Annotated in this window: 14 protein-coding genes and 1 riboswitch; of the genes, 3 read left to right on the top strand and 11 right to left on the bottom strand. The window is 50.8% G+C overall.

All coding sequences use genetic code 11. From position 1 onward, the window contains the following. Window positions 1–106: 106 nt before the first annotated feature. Entirely contained in the window at window positions 107–2,944 is a 2,838-nt protein-coding gene (locus ACEN2G_RS04155) for a PAS domain-containing protein (protein WP_442020206.1), read from the bottom strand. Beyond that, the gene (locus tag ACEN2G_RS04150; RefSeq protein WP_442020205.1) at window positions 2,944–4,758 is read right to left on the bottom strand and encodes a sensor histidine kinase; all 1,815 of its coding nucleotides are present in this window, start codon (window positions 4,756–4,758) and stop codon (window positions 2,944–2,946) included. The genes ACEN2G_RS04155 and ACEN2G_RS04150 overlap by 1 nt, the downstream gene beginning before the upstream one ends. A gap of 173 nt (window positions 4,759–4,931) precedes the next feature. On the opposite strand from ACEN2G_RS04150, the gene ACEN2G_RS04145 reads away from it, so the two are divergent. Genes ACEN2G_RS04145 through ACEN2G_RS04135 form a run of 3 tightly spaced genes read left to right on the top strand, consistent with a single transcriptional unit; the run spans window position 4,932 to window position 8,217 of the window. Further along, on the top strand, window positions 4,932–6,608 hold the full coding sequence (locus ACEN2G_RS04145; RefSeq protein WP_442020204.1) for a diguanylate cyclase: 1,677 nt from the start codon (window positions 4,932–4,934) through the stop codon (window positions 6,606–6,608). A gap of 2 nt (window positions 6,609–6,610) precedes the next feature. Beyond that, the gene (locus ACEN2G_RS04140) at window positions 6,611–7,819 is read left to right on the top strand and encodes an HDOD domain-containing protein (RefSeq protein WP_442020203.1); all 1,209 of its coding nucleotides are present in this window, start codon (window positions 6,611–6,613) and stop codon (window positions 7,817–7,819) included. An 8-nt stretch (window positions 7,820–7,827) separates the two neighbouring features. Beyond that, on the top strand, window positions 7,828–8,217 hold the full coding sequence (locus ACEN2G_RS04135; protein WP_442020202.1) for a response regulator: 390 nt from the start codon (window positions 7,828–7,830) through the stop codon (window positions 8,215–8,217). A 161-nt stretch (window positions 8,218–8,378) separates the two neighbouring features. Here the strand turns inward: ACEN2G_RS04135 and mnhG are convergent, their stop codons facing one another. From mnhG to polA, 9 genes are all read right to left on the bottom strand, one after another. Then, a complete protein-coding gene (gene mnhG / locus ACEN2G_RS04130) occupies window positions 8,379–8,768 on the bottom strand; it encodes a monovalent cation/H(+) antiporter subunit G (protein ID WP_442020201.1) in 390 nt (129 codons plus the stop codon). Continuing rightward, window positions 8,758–9,033: a monovalent cation/H+ antiporter complex subunit F gene (locus ACEN2G_RS04125; RefSeq protein WP_442020200.1), complete on the bottom strand. Its 276-nt coding sequence runs from the start codon at window positions 9,031–9,033 to the stop codon at window positions 8,758–8,760. The genes mnhG and ACEN2G_RS04125 overlap by 11 nt, the downstream gene beginning before the upstream one ends. Window positions 9,034–9,036: 3 nt before the next feature. After that, window positions 9,037–9,510, bottom strand: coding sequence for a Na+/H+ antiporter subunit E (locus ACEN2G_RS04120; RefSeq protein ID WP_442020199.1), 474 nt, complete (start codon window positions 9,508–9,510; stop codon window positions 9,037–9,039). Then, complete coding sequence (locus tag ACEN2G_RS04115; protein WP_442020198.1) at window positions 9,507–11,024, bottom strand: Na+/H+ antiporter subunit D; 1,518 nt, start codon at window positions 11,022–11,024, stop codon at window positions 9,507–9,509. The genes ACEN2G_RS04120 and ACEN2G_RS04115 overlap by 4 nt, the downstream gene beginning before the upstream one ends. After that, complete coding sequence (locus ACEN2G_RS04110; protein WP_442020197.1) at window positions 11,021–11,368, bottom strand: Na+/H+ antiporter subunit C; 348 nt, start codon at window positions 11,366–11,368, stop codon at window positions 11,021–11,023. The genes ACEN2G_RS04115 and ACEN2G_RS04110 overlap by 4 nt, the downstream gene beginning before the upstream one ends. After that, complete coding sequence (locus ACEN2G_RS04105; protein ID WP_442020196.1) at window positions 11,368–11,799, bottom strand: Na+/H+ antiporter subunit B; 432 nt, start codon at window positions 11,797–11,799, stop codon at window positions 11,368–11,370. Before ACEN2G_RS04105 ends, ACEN2G_RS04110 begins: the two co-directional genes overlap by 1 nt. Then, on the bottom strand, window positions 11,796–14,099 hold the full coding sequence (locus ACEN2G_RS04100) for a putative monovalent cation/H+ antiporter subunit A (RefSeq protein WP_442020195.1): 2,304 nt from the start codon (window positions 14,097–14,099) through the stop codon (window positions 11,796–11,798). The genes ACEN2G_RS04105 and ACEN2G_RS04100 overlap by 4 nt, the downstream gene beginning before the upstream one ends. 529 nt (window positions 14,100–14,628) lie before the next feature. Beyond that, entirely contained in the window at window positions 14,629–15,486 is an 858-nt protein-coding gene (thiD, locus tag ACEN2G_RS04095) for a bifunctional hydroxymethylpyrimidine kinase/phosphomethylpyrimidine kinase (RefSeq protein WP_442020194.1), read from the bottom strand. A gap of 39 nt (window positions 15,487–15,525) precedes the next feature. Then, a riboswitch (TPP riboswitch) is annotated at window positions 15,526–15,627 on the bottom strand. Window positions 15,628–15,773: 146 nt separating this feature from the next. Continuing rightward, window positions 15,774–18,512, bottom strand: a complete 2,739-nt coding sequence (gene polA / locus ACEN2G_RS04090; RefSeq protein WP_442020193.1) for a DNA polymerase I — start codon at window positions 18,510–18,512, stop codon at window positions 15,774–15,776. Window positions 18,513–18,963: the final 451 nt, after the last annotated feature.

Genomic DNA, 18,963 nt, shown 5'->3' with positions numbered 1-18,963 from the left:
GCGTCGTTTGACAAATTTGCTCGATCCATTTAGGGCAAGCGCAAGAAAAAACCGAACCCAGCAGGTTCGGTTTTTTTATGGCTCTTTACTCCTCACCACTCACCCTTCACGCCTCACCCGCTGCAGGTACCTCCAACCAAAAACAAGCGCCTTGGCCGGGCAAGGATTCATAATCTACTTGGCCCTGCATACGCGCCATTAATTCCTTGGTGATGGCAAGACCTAAGCCGGTGCCGCCTTTTTGACGGGAGTCTGAGCTATCGGCTTGGGCGAACTTTTCAAAGACTCGATCTTTAAAACTCAACGGCACGCCCTCGCCTTCATCTTGTACTCGCACTCGCCAATAACCTAAAGCCGCGCGTTCAATACTCACAGTTACGTGCCCGCCTTTGGGTGAAAACTTAATGGCGTTCGCCTGTAGGTTAGAGAGCGCTTGTAAGAATCTGTCTTTATCTGTGTGTACCCGAGCACCGGGCACATAGGCGACAAGGGCCAATTGCACAGATCGCTCCTTGCCTAAAGGTTGATTCAAATGAATGGATGCGTTTACGAGACTAGTTAAATCATGGCTTTGCATATCAAACGGCATCTTGCCGGCAGCCAGTTTTTCAATATCGAGCAAGTCATTGATCAATAAATTTAAGCGCTGACTGTTGTGATAAGCCACGCGCAATAATTGCACCACTTTCTCCGGCAACTCGCCCAGCACGCCTTGCACTAACAGCCCCAAGGAGCCGGTGATAGAGGTTAAGGGAGTGCGCAATTCATGGCTAACGGTGGCCACAAATTCTTTTTGTAGCTGATCCACTTTTTTCAGTTCAGAAATATCTTCGACCAACGACCATAATAACGAGCGACCATCGGCTTCGGTGACCAAGACTCCTTGCTGGCGGACTGGAAAGCGGCTGCCGTCCCAACGGAAATATTCTTTTTCGTAAGGCGTACAACGGCCACAGACCTGCAGCTCGGCTAAGGCGCGTTTATCTTGAGACTGATACTCGACTGGGGTTAATTGCCGATAATCTAAGGCCAACAACTGTTCTTTCTGAAAACCCGAGCTGTCGAGCAGCGCCTGATTTACATCGATAAAGTCGCCAGTTTGAAAGTCATTCAATGCGATACCAATGGATGACAGATCAAATAAACTGCGTAGCCGCTGCTCACTCGCCGCCAGCGCCAGCTCGGCTTCTTTTTCGGCTTGAATGTCGACCAGATAACCATGCCAGATGGTGCTACCATCTTCTAAGCGCTCCGGTTGAGAACGCCCCTCCACCCAACGCAAGCTGCCATCGGTCTGCACGATACGATATTGGTCATACCAAGTGCTGAGCTGGCGTTCAGACAGCGCAATCGACTGCTGTATTTGTGCTAAATCAGGCTTATAGACACGGTCAAAAATCTGACCCGCATCTTGAAACACCTGTGCGGGAGTGGTGCCATAAAAATTTTTAATGCCGCTGCTGCTATAAGGAAAGCTAATATGGCCATCTGGCCATTGTCGGTACTGAAACAACATGCCGGGCATTTGATCGAGCAACTTAGTTAGGCGTTCTTCACGCAGCTTGGTACTCAGCATCTCGCCCAGCCAGTGTGCCAGTAGCCCTAAAAACATAGAGTCGGTGTCATCAAAAGCCAGCTCTCGAACTTGGGTATCTGAGAAATTAAGGGTGCCAAACAACTGACCATCCACCTCTAAGCGAATCGCCAGATAACTTTCTAGCCCTAATTGCTGATAACAAGCTTCATGCTTAAAAGCAGACTCGCCCATGTGACTGATGCCCAATATCCCTGTCTGTTGCATCAATAACTGGCAATAAGTCTGCTCCAGCGCAAAGTTCAGCCCTGGCACTATGCCCATCTCAGGAGGGGCTGAGGCCCAGCGCACGGCATAGACATCACCGATAATTTCGCTGGCAATCCCTATGTCTAATGCTAAAAAATGACAACCTAAAGTCAGCGCCTGCGTAATTTTTTCATCTAGGCTGCCCGTTAATTCAAACGAGATGCAATTTAGTAGCGCTAACGCTTGGTTTTTACGCTCTAGCTGCACCAAGGCCAGATGTTCGGCAGTAATATCCATGTGCGAGCCATACATTTTTAGTGCTTGGCCTTGAGCGTCTCGACTTACCACTTGACCATGGCTTTGTACCCAGACCCAATGGCCAGCCTTATGGCGCATGCGATATTTGTATTCATATTTGGGCTCAAGGCCACCAAGATAGCGCGTTAATAAACTCGCCAACTCAAGCGAATCTTTTGGATGCAAGCGACTGCGCCAAGTTTCGATGTCGATGGGGGTTAACTCGAATAGTTGATAGCCTAACATCTGCGCCCAACGCTCATTAAACTCACACTCTTGAGTCTGAAGATCCCACTGCCAAGTGCCGACACTGGCGTTGGCAATAACTAGCTGAGCTCTGGCTTCACTTGTTTCCAACGCCTGACTCAGCGCTAACAATTGACGTTGGCGAATTTGCTCTTCTACACAATCCGCTAATTCACGCAGTAGCTGGGCATCTTGCTCGCTAAACACCCGCGGCTTGGGATCAATAATACATAAGGTGCCCAGTCTGTGGCCGTCACTGTCATGCAAAGGTGCACCGGCGTAGAAGCGAATATAAGGGGCATCGAGCACCAGCGGATTATCGGCGAAGCGCGGGTCACGCAGCGCATCTTCCACAATAAATACCGCTTCATCTAAGATGGCATGACCGCAAAAAGAGAGATTGCGGTGGGTTTCACAGGCAGCCAACCCTTGACGAGATTTAAACCACTGCCGATCGGTATCAATCAAAGAGACTAAGGCGATCTCCACCCCAAAGGTCTGCTGAGCAATGCGGGTTATCCGATCAAAGCCCGCTTCGGGCTGGCTATCGAGCAGGCCTGTCTTTAACAGCGCTTGCATGCGCTGCCACTCATTAGCGGGGATCAGGGGTGGCGTCATTAAAGCGGCTCCTTGTCTAAGCTGGTATTTGTGGCGGTGGGCATAAGTGTTGAAGGCAGTTCGAGCCAAACATGGGCTCCCCCCTCGTTATAAAACCCGATTTCTCCCTGCATCAAGCTCACCAAGTCTTTACAGATGGCTAAACCCAGGCCTGTACCTTGGCTGGCGCGCATGGTGCCATGCTCGGCTTGCACAAAACGCTCAAAGAGCTGGGGAGCAAAATCGGCGGGAATGCCCGGGCCTTGATCACTCACGCAGATACGCAACATTCCAGAGCTTAGGCGCTCGGCGTGTACCGTCACCCTGCCCTGTAGGGGTGAAAACTTAATGGCATTACTGATCAAGTTATCTAAGATTTGCCGCACCCGCAGCGGATCCAAACACGCCGCTAATGGCTTAATCACTCGCATGCGCGTTTGCACCTGATACTGGCTGGCCATAACCTGATTGGCGGTTATGGCTTCCGCGATTAGCTCACCCAGCTCAAGCGATATGGGTGTGAGCGTCATCTTGCCGCAGCTCAGCTTACTAAAGTCTAATAAATCGTTGATGATCAGCTGTAAGCGCTCGCCGTTACGTAAGGCTAAGCCGGCTAACTGTGCAGCCTTCTCCGGCAGCGGCCCGATTAAGCCTGACCCCAGCAACTTTAAGGCGCCGTTAATGGAGGTGAGGGGTGTGCGCAACTCATGGCTTATCACAGCCACAAAATCATCTTTCACTTCGCTCAGCGCCTTGCGCTCATTGGTGAGCTGATTGAAAGCTTGGGCAAGGCTTGCCACCTCACTCACGCCAGTTTCCGATAAGGGCATACTGTCACCCGCTTGTCGGGTCATGTCGCGAATTTGTTGGGTCATGGTTTCAAGCGGCCTTATTGCCGCCCACACCAACCAAAATGCTAAGGTCGACAAGAGCACCCCCACTGCTAGGCTGATTCCGGCAAAGCGCAGAAAGAAGGCTTTCGCCGGTGCTATGGCTTGGCCATAGGGTACGGCGCTGACAAACACCCAACCCAGAGTATCGAGTCGGGTGTTGGCAAATACCCATTTTTTCGGGCCTTGACCGGCAATACCGACGGTGAAGCCAGAGAAAGCCGCGTCTACTAAGGGATCGACTAATGGCTTTGGTAAGGGTTTTAGCTCAGTTAATTGCTCAGTATGCTCGCCATTGTAGATATACAGCTGGTTATGAGTGTCAATAATCTTAAACTGTGTGCCTTCGCGCCGCGCCTGCCCAACACTTTGTTCGGGTAAGAGTGAAGCATGAGTGAGATTAATAACCCCCAGCAAAATACCCTGCAGCTCACCATCATCAGAAAGAATAGGTTGTAACATGCTGATCAAGGGCTGGCCCGTGACCAGATCTATGAGTGGCTGACTAATAACTAATTGCTTGCTTTGGAGCACTTGCTGTATATGAGGAAGGTTCGCGTAATTGGTGCCCACTCGACCTGCTGCAAATAGGCTCTCAGCTTGTGCTACGGCGTTTTTATCTAACACCACTATGCCATCGGGAAACATATCATAGCCATTAAGCCTGCGTTGACGTGCCAGCTCTCGATTAAGCTCAGGTGCAGAATGCAAACGCTTACCGTTAGACAACTGCACACTGATATGGGCTAGGGTGTTCAAACGTAGCGTCAGCAAATGCTCCACTTGCTCAGCAGCCCGCTCGGTAACGGCCATTTGATGTTCACGCAACTGACGCTCGGTGTCCTTAACCAACATATGATAGCCAGTGAGTAGTACGGCGAGTATGGTCACCAAAGTGGCGACTAAAATAATCAGGGCGATCCGCCCCTTGAGAGATACGCGCATCCAACTCTTCCTAGTGATGGCACATTGCAGCCGCTAGTGTATTACGGAACGTGATAACATTAAGCGATAAAACTGGGTTTTAATTATCGACCTTTTATATGGGTCTCGTTCACCACGAGCGTGACTGCAGGTTGGCAACTTTCTCTTAGCCGCGACTTTATTGGAGGATAGGCATGACATCTGAAGTCACAGCTCTCGATACCCATCTGCTAGTACTAAAAAAACGCTTTGCTGGGCGCACCGCGACCCAACTGGCGGAATTAGTGTCCAAATTAGCCAAATGGCAACAAGAGCCGTGTCCTCTTGATGAGCTGCAGTTTCTCGATCAGTTACTGCATCGTTTAGCTGGCTCAAGCGGAACCTTTGGTTTTCAGGCTTTAGGCCAAGAAGCGGGAGCCTTAGCACAACTGATTAAAGAGGAATTAACCTCCTATGATACCGCTAATGCAAGCCCACTTGCGCCGCAGCTGCTGGCACGGTTAGGCCAACTACCGCAATGGTTAATCACGGCAGCTGCTCCCAACACGGCAAACCTAAGCTTGGACTTAACCGGCACCACAGGTGACAAAACACAATTATTAGTGCTGGACTCGGCTTTAAATGATCTCGCCGATGCCTTGGTCACCTATGGTTTTCTGGTACGCCGTTGTGAGCAGCTACCCACCCAGTGTGAACAGTGTTGGCTACCAGCGAGCATTATCATCACGCCTGCCGCGCTATTAAGCCAAGTGGTGAGCTGGAATAAGCACCAAGCCCAGCAGCAACACCACACGCCGGCACCCATTTTATGCATAGGCCAAGACGACAGTTTTCAGGCTCGTTATGCCTTGGCCGAACAAGGTGCCGATGGCCTATTTATGCAGCCGGTCAAGGTGCCTAAATTGGCCAAACGCATAGAACAACTGAAAGTCGAACAACAAAAACCTCATGCCAGTAAGGTATTACTGCTCGATGACGATCAAGAGCTCACCGAGCACTATCGATTGGTACTCAGCCACGCGGGTAAGAATGTCAGAGTCATGCATGAGCCTGAAGGTTTGTTGACTGTGCTGGCAGAGTTTCGCCCAGATATAGTGCTGTTAGATGTGCATATGCCGCCTTATTCCGGCGTAACCTTGGCGCGCATGATCCGCCTAGAGCCCGAATGGCTAAGCTTACCGATTATTTATTTATCTTCTGAGCAAGACCGCGATTTACAGATTAATGCCCTCGCCCAAGGCGCCGATGAATTTATCACCAAGCCGATTTCCGATGAGCAGCTGATCCGTACGGTACGCACCCTTTGTTATCGCGCGCGCCAGCTCTCCAAGTTAGTATCTTGCGATGGCTTAACTGGCCTACTCAATCACTCCCATATCAAGCAAGCGCTCACTCATGAATACGCACGCGTACAGCGCATTGGCCACCCCACCAGTCTCGCCATCTTAGACTTAGATCATTTTAAGCAAGTGAACGATAACCATGGCCATGGCGTGGGTGACTTGGTGATCAAGGCCTTGGCGCAAGTATTACAACAACGGCTACGCACCACAGACCATTTAGGCCGCTATGGTGGCGAAGAATTTGTGGTGATCTTACCCGACTGTAAACTGGCCCAAGCCGAACTGATGTTTAAGGATATTTGTTATCATTTTTCCCAGCTGAGCTTTATCGGCAGCGACGCTACCTTTAACGTGACCGTAAGTGTAGGCTTGGCCGAGCTCAATGATTTTAGCAATGAGGAACAAGCTCTAAACGCGGCAGATATGGCCCTGTATCAGCAAAAAAGTGTCGGCCGCGATGGCGTCACTTGTTATCAGCACTCGCGCTTGGGCCGAGACGCGAATTTAGCTCAGGATACGTCTGATTAACCATGGATATTTTACTGTTAGAAGATGACCCTCTAGTGGCCGAGCTTATTGAATTGGTACTAGGCAATTTAGTGCCCCATGCTCAAGTGCAACACTGCAGCACCTTGGCGGCGGCCAAAGCCAGCTGGCAACCTAGCATGCAGTTGTTGATTTGCGACCGTCAGCTCACGGATGGCTCAGGCCTAGACTTGGTAAAGTTAGTGCGCAGCCAAGCGCCTGAATTACCAATTGTCATGATCAGTGCCCATTCCGACCGAGAAGCGGTGATCGCGGCGGCGCGCTGTGGGGTAAGCGAGTTTATTGCCAAACCGTTAAACCTGTCGATGTTGCAGCAACGGTTAGAGCCGCTGTTAGCTCGCCTTATTCAACAACAGAGCCAAGCTGATCTCACTGTTTGTTTAAGCTCTTGGTTAAGCCAGACGTTAACCGGCAAGCTGACTTTACCCAGCGAGCTAGCGCTGGAAGCCGTATGGCCCTTGCTGGAGAAAAGTGCTGAATTGTCAGCACAAGACTTGGCGCGAGCTTGGCAAAATGAGATACCGCTGACGGCTCGCCTACTGCATCTGGCCAATGGCGCCTCATTAAAACGCAGTGGCCAACCCATTAGTCGCGTCGATGAGGCGATTAGCACCCTAGGGATCGATATGGCTTTGGCGGCGGCCATGGCACTGGCGCTGGATATTCGCGGCTCTCTGCAAGACCCGCGTCTGCTAGAGCAAGCACAGTTTTATCACACCACGGCTGAACAAGTGGCCAGTCTGGCGCGCGCCATGACAATGAGTGTGGGCTTAAGCAGCGCCAGCTGTTATACCGCCGGCCTCTTAAGTCGCGTGGGGGAACTAGCGGTACTGCGCGCCCTGCAAGATTTTATTAACCAAGGCGGCAAGTTAGCCGATGAACAGCTGCCATTAGCAATTGCCGAATGGAGCCCGAATTATGGCAATCGACTTAAAATACAGTGGGGCTTGCCATTGCCCACGCGCGAGCTAATCGGCGCCATTCACCAAGCGCCTACCCATGCCACGCAACGACCTTTACTAATCATGCATTTGGCCGCCTTAAGAGTGGCGTCTCGTTTAGATACCCCAGAAGCGCTGCGTATGCTGCGCCAAGCAGGCTTAGAAGTAGAAAAATGGTGGCCCAAAGCGAATGACACCGCCCCCCCAGATCAACCCATACTGACGACCCCTTCCTTATCTTCTGACCACTAGGAACGAATATGCCCCACCCAGCCCTAAGCCGAATTTTGTACGTAGAAGATGATGCTGATATACGCGAGATAGCCCAATTGGCACTGGAAATGGTCGGCGGCTTTGAGGTGTTACTGTGCACCAGTGGCGAGCAAGCGCTATTACAAGCGCCCGCCTTTACGCCCCAGTTGATCTTGCTGGATGTGATGATGCCCAGTATGGACGGCCCCAGCACCTTAATCGCGCTTCGCCAACATCCGGAGCTGGCTCAGATTCCCATCGCCTTTATGACGGCAAAAATTCAGCCCCAAGAAATTGCCGCCTACAAAGCCTTGGGGGCGCTAGATGTCATCGCCAAACCCTTCGATCCCATTAAGTTGCCCGAGCAAGTAAAAGCGATTTGGCAGAGCAGTAAGTAGTGAGGCGTGAGGAAAATACAGCACCGAGCACCAAGCGCAGAAAGACCGTCAGTGAAAGCAAAAAGCCGAACTCATAGAGTTCGGCTTTTTGCTTAGCGCTCGGCGCTATGTCTTATTTTTAGCTGTTCACTTACGGCTTACCGCTTAAAGCTTCCAGCTTGTTAATAAGTTTCCTCATCATCCCTAAGTTTAGGCGCGCTGCCTAAGCGGCGTGTTTTTAAGTCGTAGCGTTCTTTGATCACATCTTTAACGGTGCGATCCCACAGCTCAATACCCACAAAATAACCGGCGCGGGCCAACACATGCGCGGCTATGGGTGCTGTGACTATTACGAACACTATCATGGCAAGCGCGCGTACCACTAAGCTGGTTTCTGCACTGTAAAACACCATATAACCACAAGCCATAATGCCGATGCCTAAGGCACCGGCCTTACTGGTGGCGTGCATGCGGGTTAATAAATCTGGCATGCGTATAATGCCAATCCCTGAGAGCAGCATTAAAAACGCGCCCAGCAACAATAAGAAACTGGTTATGAGTTCAGTCATCATTCAGTTGCGCTCCTCGCTCCAAATAACGGGCAAAGGCCACCGCCGTTAAAAATGAGGTCAGCGCCAGCACCAAGGCCACATCGATCAGCGCCGGCACGCCATAGCTGACGCTATAAAGCACAATAAAACCCACAGTCATGGAGGCGATCACTTCCAACGCCACCACCCGATCGGGCAGTGTGGGGCCAAGTAACAGGCGTATGGTGGCCAGCACTAGACCGAGACTTAAAAAAATAAAAGAGATGGTAATCGAAATCTCAAGCATGGTTTACCTCAACAAATTCATCACTCTGGCTTCTAACGATTTTAGCTCCGCCAGCTGCGCACCCTCGTCATCCAGATACATCAGATGTACATACAACACCTTGCGATCGCTGGATACGTCCAGCGCCAACGAGCCGGGTGTCACCGTAATCAAGTTGGCAAATAAGCTAATAGCGGCATCGTCTTTTAAATCCAGCGGTATGGCAATCACGGCGGGGCGCATCAAGTGGGTAGGCGTAAGTACGTCATAGGCAACCCGAGCGTTGGCTTTAGTGAGATCCCAAATAAAAAACAAGACAAAGCCGATGAGATTCAGCAACTTACCAAAGTAGTTGGCAAATTCCGGCTTATCTCGCGCCACATAGGCCAACACAAAATAACTGAGCACCATACCGGCCACCAAGTTCGTGATGCTGTAACTGCCCGATAAAATGACCCAACACAGGGCCAACATCATATTCCAGCCAAAGGCCTTCATGGGCGACTCCTAGTTTCAAGCGGTCCTAACACCGCATCAATATACCCGCTCGGCGTTAATAACTGCTCGGCGGTATCGAGCGCTAATTGCACAAACCACTCGGCGCTTAGGCCGATAGTCAGCGTCATGCCGGCCAACACTGCCACCGGCAGATACAACAAATAACGATGCGGGTCTTCGCCGCCGCGCAGCGGTTTCGCCTCATCGGGTAGCGGCTTCCAAAAGGCCTCGGCCCAAATTTTCACCATGGAATATAAGGTCAGCAGGCCCACTAACAAGGCGATACCCACCATCCACCAAGCGCCTTCTAAGACGCCGGCTTTGATCACCGTATATTTAGCAAAAAAGCCCGACAGCGGCGGTATGCCCGCCAGCGACATGGCAGGAATTAAGAATAACAAGGCCAGCCAAGGCGTGGTGCGATACAGTCCACCCAACTTGGCTAAGTCGTAGCTGCCGTGATAGCGATACATGATGCCGCTTATCAGAAACAGATTGGTCTTCACGATAATGTGGTGAAAAATATAGAAGACGCCACCGGCGATGGCCAGCGGCGTAAACAGCGCCAAACCCACCAGCATATAGCCAATTTGGCTGACGATATGAAACGAAAGAATACGCCGCACTTCAAACTGCGCCGCCGCGCCCAGCACGCCGGTGAGCATGGTAAAGATGCCCATGGCCATTAAAATGTTGTGGTGGGTTAAGTCGACATCTTGCACGAAGATCAGGCTAAACACGCGATACAGGGCGTAAACGCCCACCTTAGTCAGCAAGCCGGCAAACACCGCCGAAATCGCCACCGGTGGCGTGTGATACGACGCCGGCAGCCAGAAGAACAGCGGAAACGCCGCCGCCTTAATGCCAAACGCCACCATAAACAGCATGGCGATGACCGTCACTAAGCCCGGCTGTTCGCCGCTGCCAAGTTTAACCGCCAAGTCCGCCATATTCAGCGTGCCCGCGTAACCGTAGAGCAAACCTACCGCCGTTAAGAACAAGGCCGAAGACAGTAAATTTAAGGTGACGTATTTGACCGCCCCCTCCATTTGCGCCCGTTCGCCACCCAAGATCATTAGGCCAAACGAGGCCACCAACATGATCTCAAACCACACATAAAGATTAAAAATATCGCCGGTTAAAAAGGCACCGGCCACGCCGGCCAGCATCAAATGTAACAGCGGATAATAACCAAAGGCTTCATGCCTGCGGCTCATGGTGGCCAGCGAATAGATGGCCACGCTTAAACCCACAATACCGGTCACCAATACCATGATGGCGCTCAGTAAATCCGCCACTAAGGTAATGCCATAAGGAGCGGCCCAGTTGCCTATATAAGCGACTAAGATGCCTTGCTCGCGCACTTGGCTAAACAGAGAAATACCCGCCAGCAACAGGCCCACGCCAGACAACACCGATAGCCAACGTTGTACGTTGCGCCATTGCCAGCAGGCCAGCGTTAAGGCACCCGCCAGCATGGGAATAAAAATAGGTAACACTAGGGCTAGATTCACAAGTCGGTACTCTTCATTTCATTCAAATCATCGGCGCCTATCACCTCATAGGCGCGGTGAATTAATACCACGGCGAAGGCCAGCACCCCAAAGCTAATGACGATAGCGGTTAAGATCAGCGCCTGCGGCAAGGGGTCAGCTATAGCCGCAGCCACCCGCTCTAAATGCTCGGGGATCAAAGGGGGCGCGCCACGCACCAAGCCACCGGCGGTTAAGATCAAAAGATTAGCGGCGTTAGATAAAATCATCAGCCCGATCACCAATTTCACTATGCTGCGTCTGAGCATCATAAATAAGGCGGTGGCATACAGACCGCCAATCACAAATGCGAATAGGTTTTCCATTAATCCTCCGACTTATCGAGCGACAGTAAAATGGTCGATACCACGCCGATTACCACCAAGTAGACGCCGATATCGAACAACAAGGGGGTACTTAAACTGAGCTCACCCACGCCCGGCAGATAAACCTGAACCCATTGGCTGGTGAGAAACGGCTGACCGTTGAAAAGTACGCCCACCATGCCGCTCAACAGTGCCAGACACAGGCCCACGCCCATCAGATGCTGGCTTTCCACCTTTAATAGCACGCGAGTACTGCGCGCATCGAAGGCAAATAAATGCAGACCAAAAGCACAGGACGCCACCAGACCGGCAATAAAACCACCACCGGGCTCGTTATGGCCGCGCAGCAGCAAGAAAATGGAGAACAGCAATAACAGCGGCACCAGCATGCGGGTGGCGGTTTGTAAGATTATCGAGGTATCGGTTCTCATGACTGATCCTCCGCACGAAAGCGGATCATGGCATTGACGCCTATGGCCGCCAACGCCAGCACAAAAATTTCCCCTAAGGTATCGAGCGCCCTAAAGTCCACCAAGATCACGTTCACTATGTTACGGCCATGAGCCAGCACATAGCTGTTGGCAACCAGATAATCTGAAATGCGCTCACCAGGCATGGCTGTTTGATTAACCGTCAGCAGCATCATAGTCACCAGCACCCCAAAGGCACCGGCCACGGCTGCATCGCGCACCCGCACCCAGCGGCTAGAAAGTTCTTGAAAGCGCGGCAGGCGGAACAAGACCAATACCAGCATGATCACGGTTAGGGTTTCCACCAAGATCTGAGTAATGGCTAAGTCGGGCGCGCTAAAGAACACATACACCATGGCCATCACGAAACCCAACACGCCTAATGCCGCCACCGAGCCTAAGCGCAAACAGGTGACACAGGCATAAATCGCCGACACCATCATTAACAGTGCTATCACCACCTCATAAAAGTGCACATCCGCAAACGAGAGCGAATAGACGAAGGCGTCTCGTGACCAAAATACATAGGTAAGCAGCGCTATCGTGGTCAGCAAGATAGTCAGAATATAATTAGTCATGTAGCCATTTTGCAGCACACGAGTTTGCTTATCGGCAATCCAGACCAAGCCTTGCATCATGCGCTCATAGCAACGCTCGGGGCCATAAGCCAAGAAGTCGATGGCCTTGGTTAACGGCTCGCGAACCTGATTCCAGTAGCTATATAAGAGGCCGCCACACAATAGTGCTATCGCACTCAGTAACAGCGGCAGATTAAAGCCGTGCCACAGGGCAAGATCTAATTCGCTTGGTGTTGTAGAACCTTGAATCGCATTCGTCGCGGCTTGTAATAGTGGAGAGACCAGACTCGGCACCAGGCCTAAGATCAAGCTGAGCAGCGCCAATACGGTAAAGCCTAAGCGCATCGCCCAGTGCGCTTCTTCCGGTATTCTGGGTGTGGTTTTATAGGGCCCATAAAAGGGCTTAATGGCGACTAGGGCACTGGCCGCCACTATGCAAATGGCGGTAATAACGCACAGCACGGTTAATAAGCCAGCCAGTTTAGTACTGCCTAAGGCACCACTAAACATTAGCTCCTTGGCGATAAAGCCAAACAAAGGCGGAATGCCCGCCAATGATAGTGCCGCGAGACTGGTATACATGGCAGTGTGCGGCATATAGATGCGCAAGCCCGACAAATCCCGTACATCTTTGGTGCCGGTGGAGTAATCCAAGGTGCCAGCGGCCATAAAGAGCGCGCCTTTATATAAGGCATGAGCCAGCAAAAACACCATAGCCGCCTCTAACGCATGAGGCGTGCCCACACCAATCAGCATGGTCAGCGTGCCCAATGCCATCACGGTCGAATAAGCCAGAATACGTTTTAGATCTGTGCTGCACACCGCCATAATGGCGCCCAAGGTCATGGTTACGCCGCCAAATAACGACAGCGTCATGATCCACACCTCATTGCCCGCCATCATAGGCTGCAAACGCGCCATCAAATAAATACCGGCTTTTACCATAGTCGCCGAGTGCAAGTAGGCACTCACAGGCGTGGGTGCCGCCATGGCGTTAGGCAGCCAAAAATGAAATGGCGCTTGAGCGGATTTAGTAAAGGCGCCCAGCAAAATCAGGCCCATCATGGCGAGAAATAATGGATTGTCTTGTAATGAAGTGCCTTGAGCTAGCAGCTCTGTCATCTCGAAACTGCCACCCATGGTGCCGAGCAAAATTAAGCCCGTCATTAGCGCCAGCCCGCCAGCCACGGTAATAAAAAAGCCCTGCAAGGCGGCCTTGCGCGCTTTTTCTTGTTCGTGATTAAAACCGATCAGCAAATAAGAGGTAAAGCTGGTTAGCTCCCAAAACACAAACATGGCAATCAAGTTGCTGGATAATACTAAGCCCAGCATGGCCGCCATAAAGGCCAACAGATACATCAATAGTTTGTGTATATCTTTATGACCATGCAGATAACGGCCCGCATAAATAAAGATAAAAGTACCAATACCCGTGATCAACAAGGCAAACATTAAGCTCAGGCCGTCAACCATAAAACTGAGGTTAATATCTAGGCTCGGGATCCAAGCGTATTGATAATAGAGGGCTTCGCCGCCCGTCACGGCTGACCAAAACGTTAAAAAATAGCCAAACAATGCCGCCGGTAGTACCGACAAGCACCAACCAATCTTCGCGCCCATAACGCGGGATAGTTGTGGCACCAAAAAGGCTAAAACAAAGCCCAATAAAATGGCAACAAGCATAGGAAAAACGTCTCCTTTCCTTGCCCGTTCAGGCAATAGAATAAACGAAAAATAGAGGGAGAAATGGCACTGTGCGGGGGCTATAGTTAGGAATGATTTCGCTTATTTATCGATTAACTTCTCGAAAAGTTAATCTAGCTTATCAAACAGTTAATCGATTATTTTTATATTATTATTTTCGAAGATACTACAAGTCGACCTTGTAAAACGCAAGCAAGGTACCGTTTTTAGCACGCCAGATGTAAAAAACGCGAACTGGATCAAAGCCCTGAAGGCAGCAGTAAGCGGTCAGCTTGAAGCCGGAAGCCTACGACCGAGAAAGAGCCAAAGCTATTTTTGCAACGAAATCCACTAAGCCCGCAAAAAACGAACATGAGATCGAAAATGATTAAGATTTAAAATGGGTAAGATTGCTGTCCCACATGCGCTCGGATTTGGCTCTTACTATCAATAATGTCTTTCAGACCTAATCACTATAATTTCGTGCTTATCGTAAACAAAGAGTGCGGATTTCGTTGCAGATATATCTTTAATTACTTAGCGCCTTAAAGAAGTGCTCTACTGGGCCGCGGCCGTGGCCGATTCGCACTCGGCTGCCGGCCAAAATTGCCTGATCAATATAGTGCTTAGCCCGCGCTACCGCTTCTTCTAGGCTAAAGCCTTGACCTAAATAACTGGCCAAGGCCGCCGACAAGGTACAGCCAGTGCCATGGGTATTTGACGTCATAATACGCGGCGTATCGAAGTAGCGTATTTGATCATCAACCAACAGCCAGTCTGGGCTACGCGCTTCTTGTTGCAAGAAGCCGCCTTTGATCAGTACCGCCTTGCAATCTAACTGCTGTAACCCAGCAAATAAGGCTTCTACGTCCGACAAGTGCCGAGGAATGGCCACACCTAATAAAGCTGCGGCTTCCGGTAAGTTTGGCGTGATCACATCCGCCAACGGCAGCAACTCTTCACGTAAACAATTTACCGCATCTTCCGCCAGCAACATGTCGCCATTGGCGGTGACCATGACCGGATCTACCACTAAATGGGCAGGCTGATAACGACGCAGCGCCGCCACCACAGTGCGAATGGTTTCACTGTCGCCCAACATGCCGACTTTAACCGAAGTAATGGCGAGATCACTAAATACCGCATCTAATTGCGCTTGGATCATGGTCTGCGGCGTAGGATGTACGGCGGTCACGCCTTGGGTATTTTGCGCAGTCAGTGCCGTGATCACGGAGCAAGCATAACCGCCGGTGGCAGAAATGGCTTTAATGTCCGCTTGAATACCAGCACCACCGCAGCTGTCGGAGCCGGCTATGGTGAGGACGATGGGCTTTTGGTGCTGAGGTTGCTGATTCTGTTCTGCATTAGCAGATAACTGAGTGGACATTTATTAAGCTCCTTCGGGCGAAGGACCTGCAGGTAAATAGGTATTTACCTGTTAGTTTCCTACGCCAGTATTAACTGGATCAGGTACAGCGGGTCCGGTATCTACCGTCTCAGCCTGCTTAAGGCTCCCCGACTAACAAATCCGATAATAGCGAGCTAACTCTTGAAAGGAAAGCTGTCAGCTGTAAGCCGTCAGCGATCAGTTATAAATCACCCATAAAAAAACCGCATCTCTCAATCCGGTTTTTCTTTAACTTACAGTTTACAGTTTACGACTTAAAGCGATGTCTAATGCGCTTGATTCCAGTTATCGCCCTCACCGGCTTCCACCAGTAATGGCACATCGATCTTGGCGGCATGCTGCATTAAATCGCAGATTTTCAGCTTAAATTCTTCGACCTTGTCTTCGCGAATTTCAAACACCAATTCATCGTGCACTTGCATCAGCATGCGCACTTCACCGTCTACTTGATCCTTTAACCAAGCGGCGACCTTAATCATGGCCTTCTTGATGATATCTGCGGCGGTTCCCTGCATAGGCGCGTTGATGGCTGCACGTTCGGCACCTTTGCGGCGCGCGCCATTTTTGGCGTTAATCTCAGGAAGATACAAACGACGACCAAATAAGGTCTCCACGTAGCCTTTTTCGGCGGCCTGCGCGCGGGTGTCTTCCATGTATTTCAATACACCAGGATAGCGCTCAAAATAGATGTCCATATAAGTCTGTGACTCGTGGCGCGCTATGCCTAACTGGCGCGATAGACCAAAGGCGCTCATGCCGTAGATCAAGCCAAAGTTAATGGCCTTGGCACGACGACGCTGCTCTGTGGTCACACTGTCCAACGCCACGCCAAACACCTCGGCGGCGGTGGCTTTGTGCACATCTAACCCTTTAGAGAAGGCGTCGAGCAGGCCTTTATCTTTGGAAAGATGCGCCATGATGCGCAGTTCAATTTGCGAGTAATCCGCCGCCACCAATTTATAACCGGGCTCGGCGATAAAAGCTTGGCGAATGCGCCGCCCTTCTGGAGTGCGGATCGGGATATTTTGTAAGTTAGGATCCGAGGATGACAAGCGACCCGTGGCCGCATTGGCTTGATGATAAGAGGTGTGAATGCGGCCACTGTGTTGATTCACCATCAGCGGCAACTTGTCGGTATAAGTAGATTTGAGCTTACTTAAACCACGATATTCCATCAGTAATTTAGGCAGTGGATAATCCAGCGCCAGCTCTTGCAACACTTCTTCGGCCGTTGAAGGCGCACCTTTAGGCGTCTTCTTCAGAATGGGCAGAGCCAGCTTGGTAAATAAGATTTCACCCAACTGCTTCGGCGAGCTTAAGTTAAAGGGCTCGCCAGCTAACTCATGAGCTTGTAACTCTAACTCTTTAAGGCGTTTGGCAATTTCATCGCTTTGAATGGCCAGCAGCTTGCTGTCTATCTTCACGCCCGTGTATTCCATTTCGGCCAAAATCGGCACTAATGGCATTTCAATATCGGTGAATACACTTTGCAGCACCGGCTCGGCGGCCAGCTGCTCGGCTAAATGATGATGTAAACGCAGCGTAATGTCTGCGTCTTCCGCCGCATAAAAAGCCGCTTCTTCTAGGGGAATTTGATTAAAGGTCAGCTGCTTAGCGCCCTTACCCGCAATGGCTTCAAAGGGCGTAGTGGCGTGATTTAAGAAGAAGTTGGCCATGCTGTCCATGTCGTGGCGCGTTTGTACCGAGTTCAGTACATACGATTCCAACATGGTATCCAGCCCCATGCCGCGCATCTGAATACCGTGGTTTTTCAACACATTGGCATCGTACTTTAAATTTTGGCCGAGCTTTATTGGTAGCTCTGCTTCTAGCAACGGCTTTAACGCCGCCAACACTACGGCTTCACTCAATTGCTCGGGCGCATCTAAGTAGTCGTGACCAAAGGGCACATAAGCCGCTTCACCCGCCTCTATGGCAAATGACACGCCGACCACTCGGGCATCGCGATAGTTGAGGCTGGTGGTTTCGGTATCGAAGGCGAAATAAGGCGCTTTGCCTAAGCGTGTTACCCAATCTTGCAACTCGACTTCGGTCAATATGGTCTGATAGTTCACGTCCATGGCCGGTGTAGCAGGCTTGGCTGGCACATCGGCAAGCTCTGGATCCAGCTCGGCTAACAGGTTACGAAACTCAAATTCTTGATAAAGCGCTGTCAACGCTTCGGTATCTGGCGGGGTTTGCTGCAAATCGGCGGGGCCACAGTGCAGCTCCACATCGGTTTTAATGGTCGCCAAGGTGTAAGATAAGTCCAATATTTCCTTGTGTTCGACGAACTTAGCGGCAAAGTTCTTAGATCCACGAAAACCAAGAGCCGCTACTTTATCGAGCTGAGTACCAATCTGCTCAATCGAGCCCAAGCCTTGCAGTAAGGCCAGCGCGGTTTTTTCACCTACGCCCGGCATGCCCGGAATGTTATCCACCTTGTCACCGATTAAAGCCAACAAGTCGATAATCAGCTCGGGCGGCACGCCAAACTTTTCGATCACGCCGTCGCGGTCCATAAACTCATTTTTCATGGTGTCCATCAGCAACACATGATCGGTCACCAATTGCGCCATGTCTTTATCGCCGGTGCTGATCACCACGTCCAACTGCTGCTCTGTCGCTTGGCGCGCGAGCGTGCCTATTACATCATCCGCTTCGACGCCAGACTCAATCAGCAGGGGTAAGCCCATGGCTTTGATGATGTTGTGGATCGGTTCTATTTGGCTGCGTAAGTCATCGGGCATTGAAGGCCGCTGGGCCTTATATTCCGAGTACAGATCATCACGAAAGGTCTTGCCCTTGGCATCAAACACCACTGTCACTTGCGAGTCGGGAAACTGCTTGTGCAGGCTACGCAGCATATTAGTGACCACACGAATAGCGCCACTGGGGCGGCCGTCACTGGTGCGCAGATCCGCCTTTAAAGAGGCAAAATAGGCACGATAAAGATAAGAAGATCCATCGACTAGGATCAGGGGTTTATTGGGAAGGGCAGCCATGGTGTGTTCTCGTTGATGCGTTGTCTATAGCATGCCACAGCTAGGCCGTTGACACCACGGCAGGCCTTTCCTAGCCTGTGGATAACTCTGTGTAAAGCGGATCTGAGCAAGATCTAAAATAAAATATTAGATCTTACTTATCATGCACTTATAATAAAATACTCGATCTAGCATTAAGATCTTGCAATGTGGAAAATCTCTTTTTACTCGCTTGTTAATAATTATTATGTGAGGGGCAATAATAGCGCCGAGCGTTCAGCATCAAGCTAAATAGCAGCCAACCAGCACTACCACTTTGCGCTTTGAGCGGCAAATTATTACCGTAAGGTGCTAAGTGTTAACCATACTCAAACCTGCAAACGCGGTGTTTTGCTTGGAATGGCCCCGAATAAGTAGACACTTCTTCAGAGTGAGGAAGTGTATGCAATACCGAACCAAGCGTAAATTTAGT

It is taken from the genome of Oceanisphaera sp. W20_SRM_FM3, assembly GCF_052119705.1.
In the GTDB taxonomy this organism is placed as follows: Bacteria; Pseudomonadota; Gammaproteobacteria; order Enterobacterales; family Aeromonadaceae; genus Oceanimonas.
This window is presented reverse-complemented; position numbering and strand designations above follow the sequence as displayed.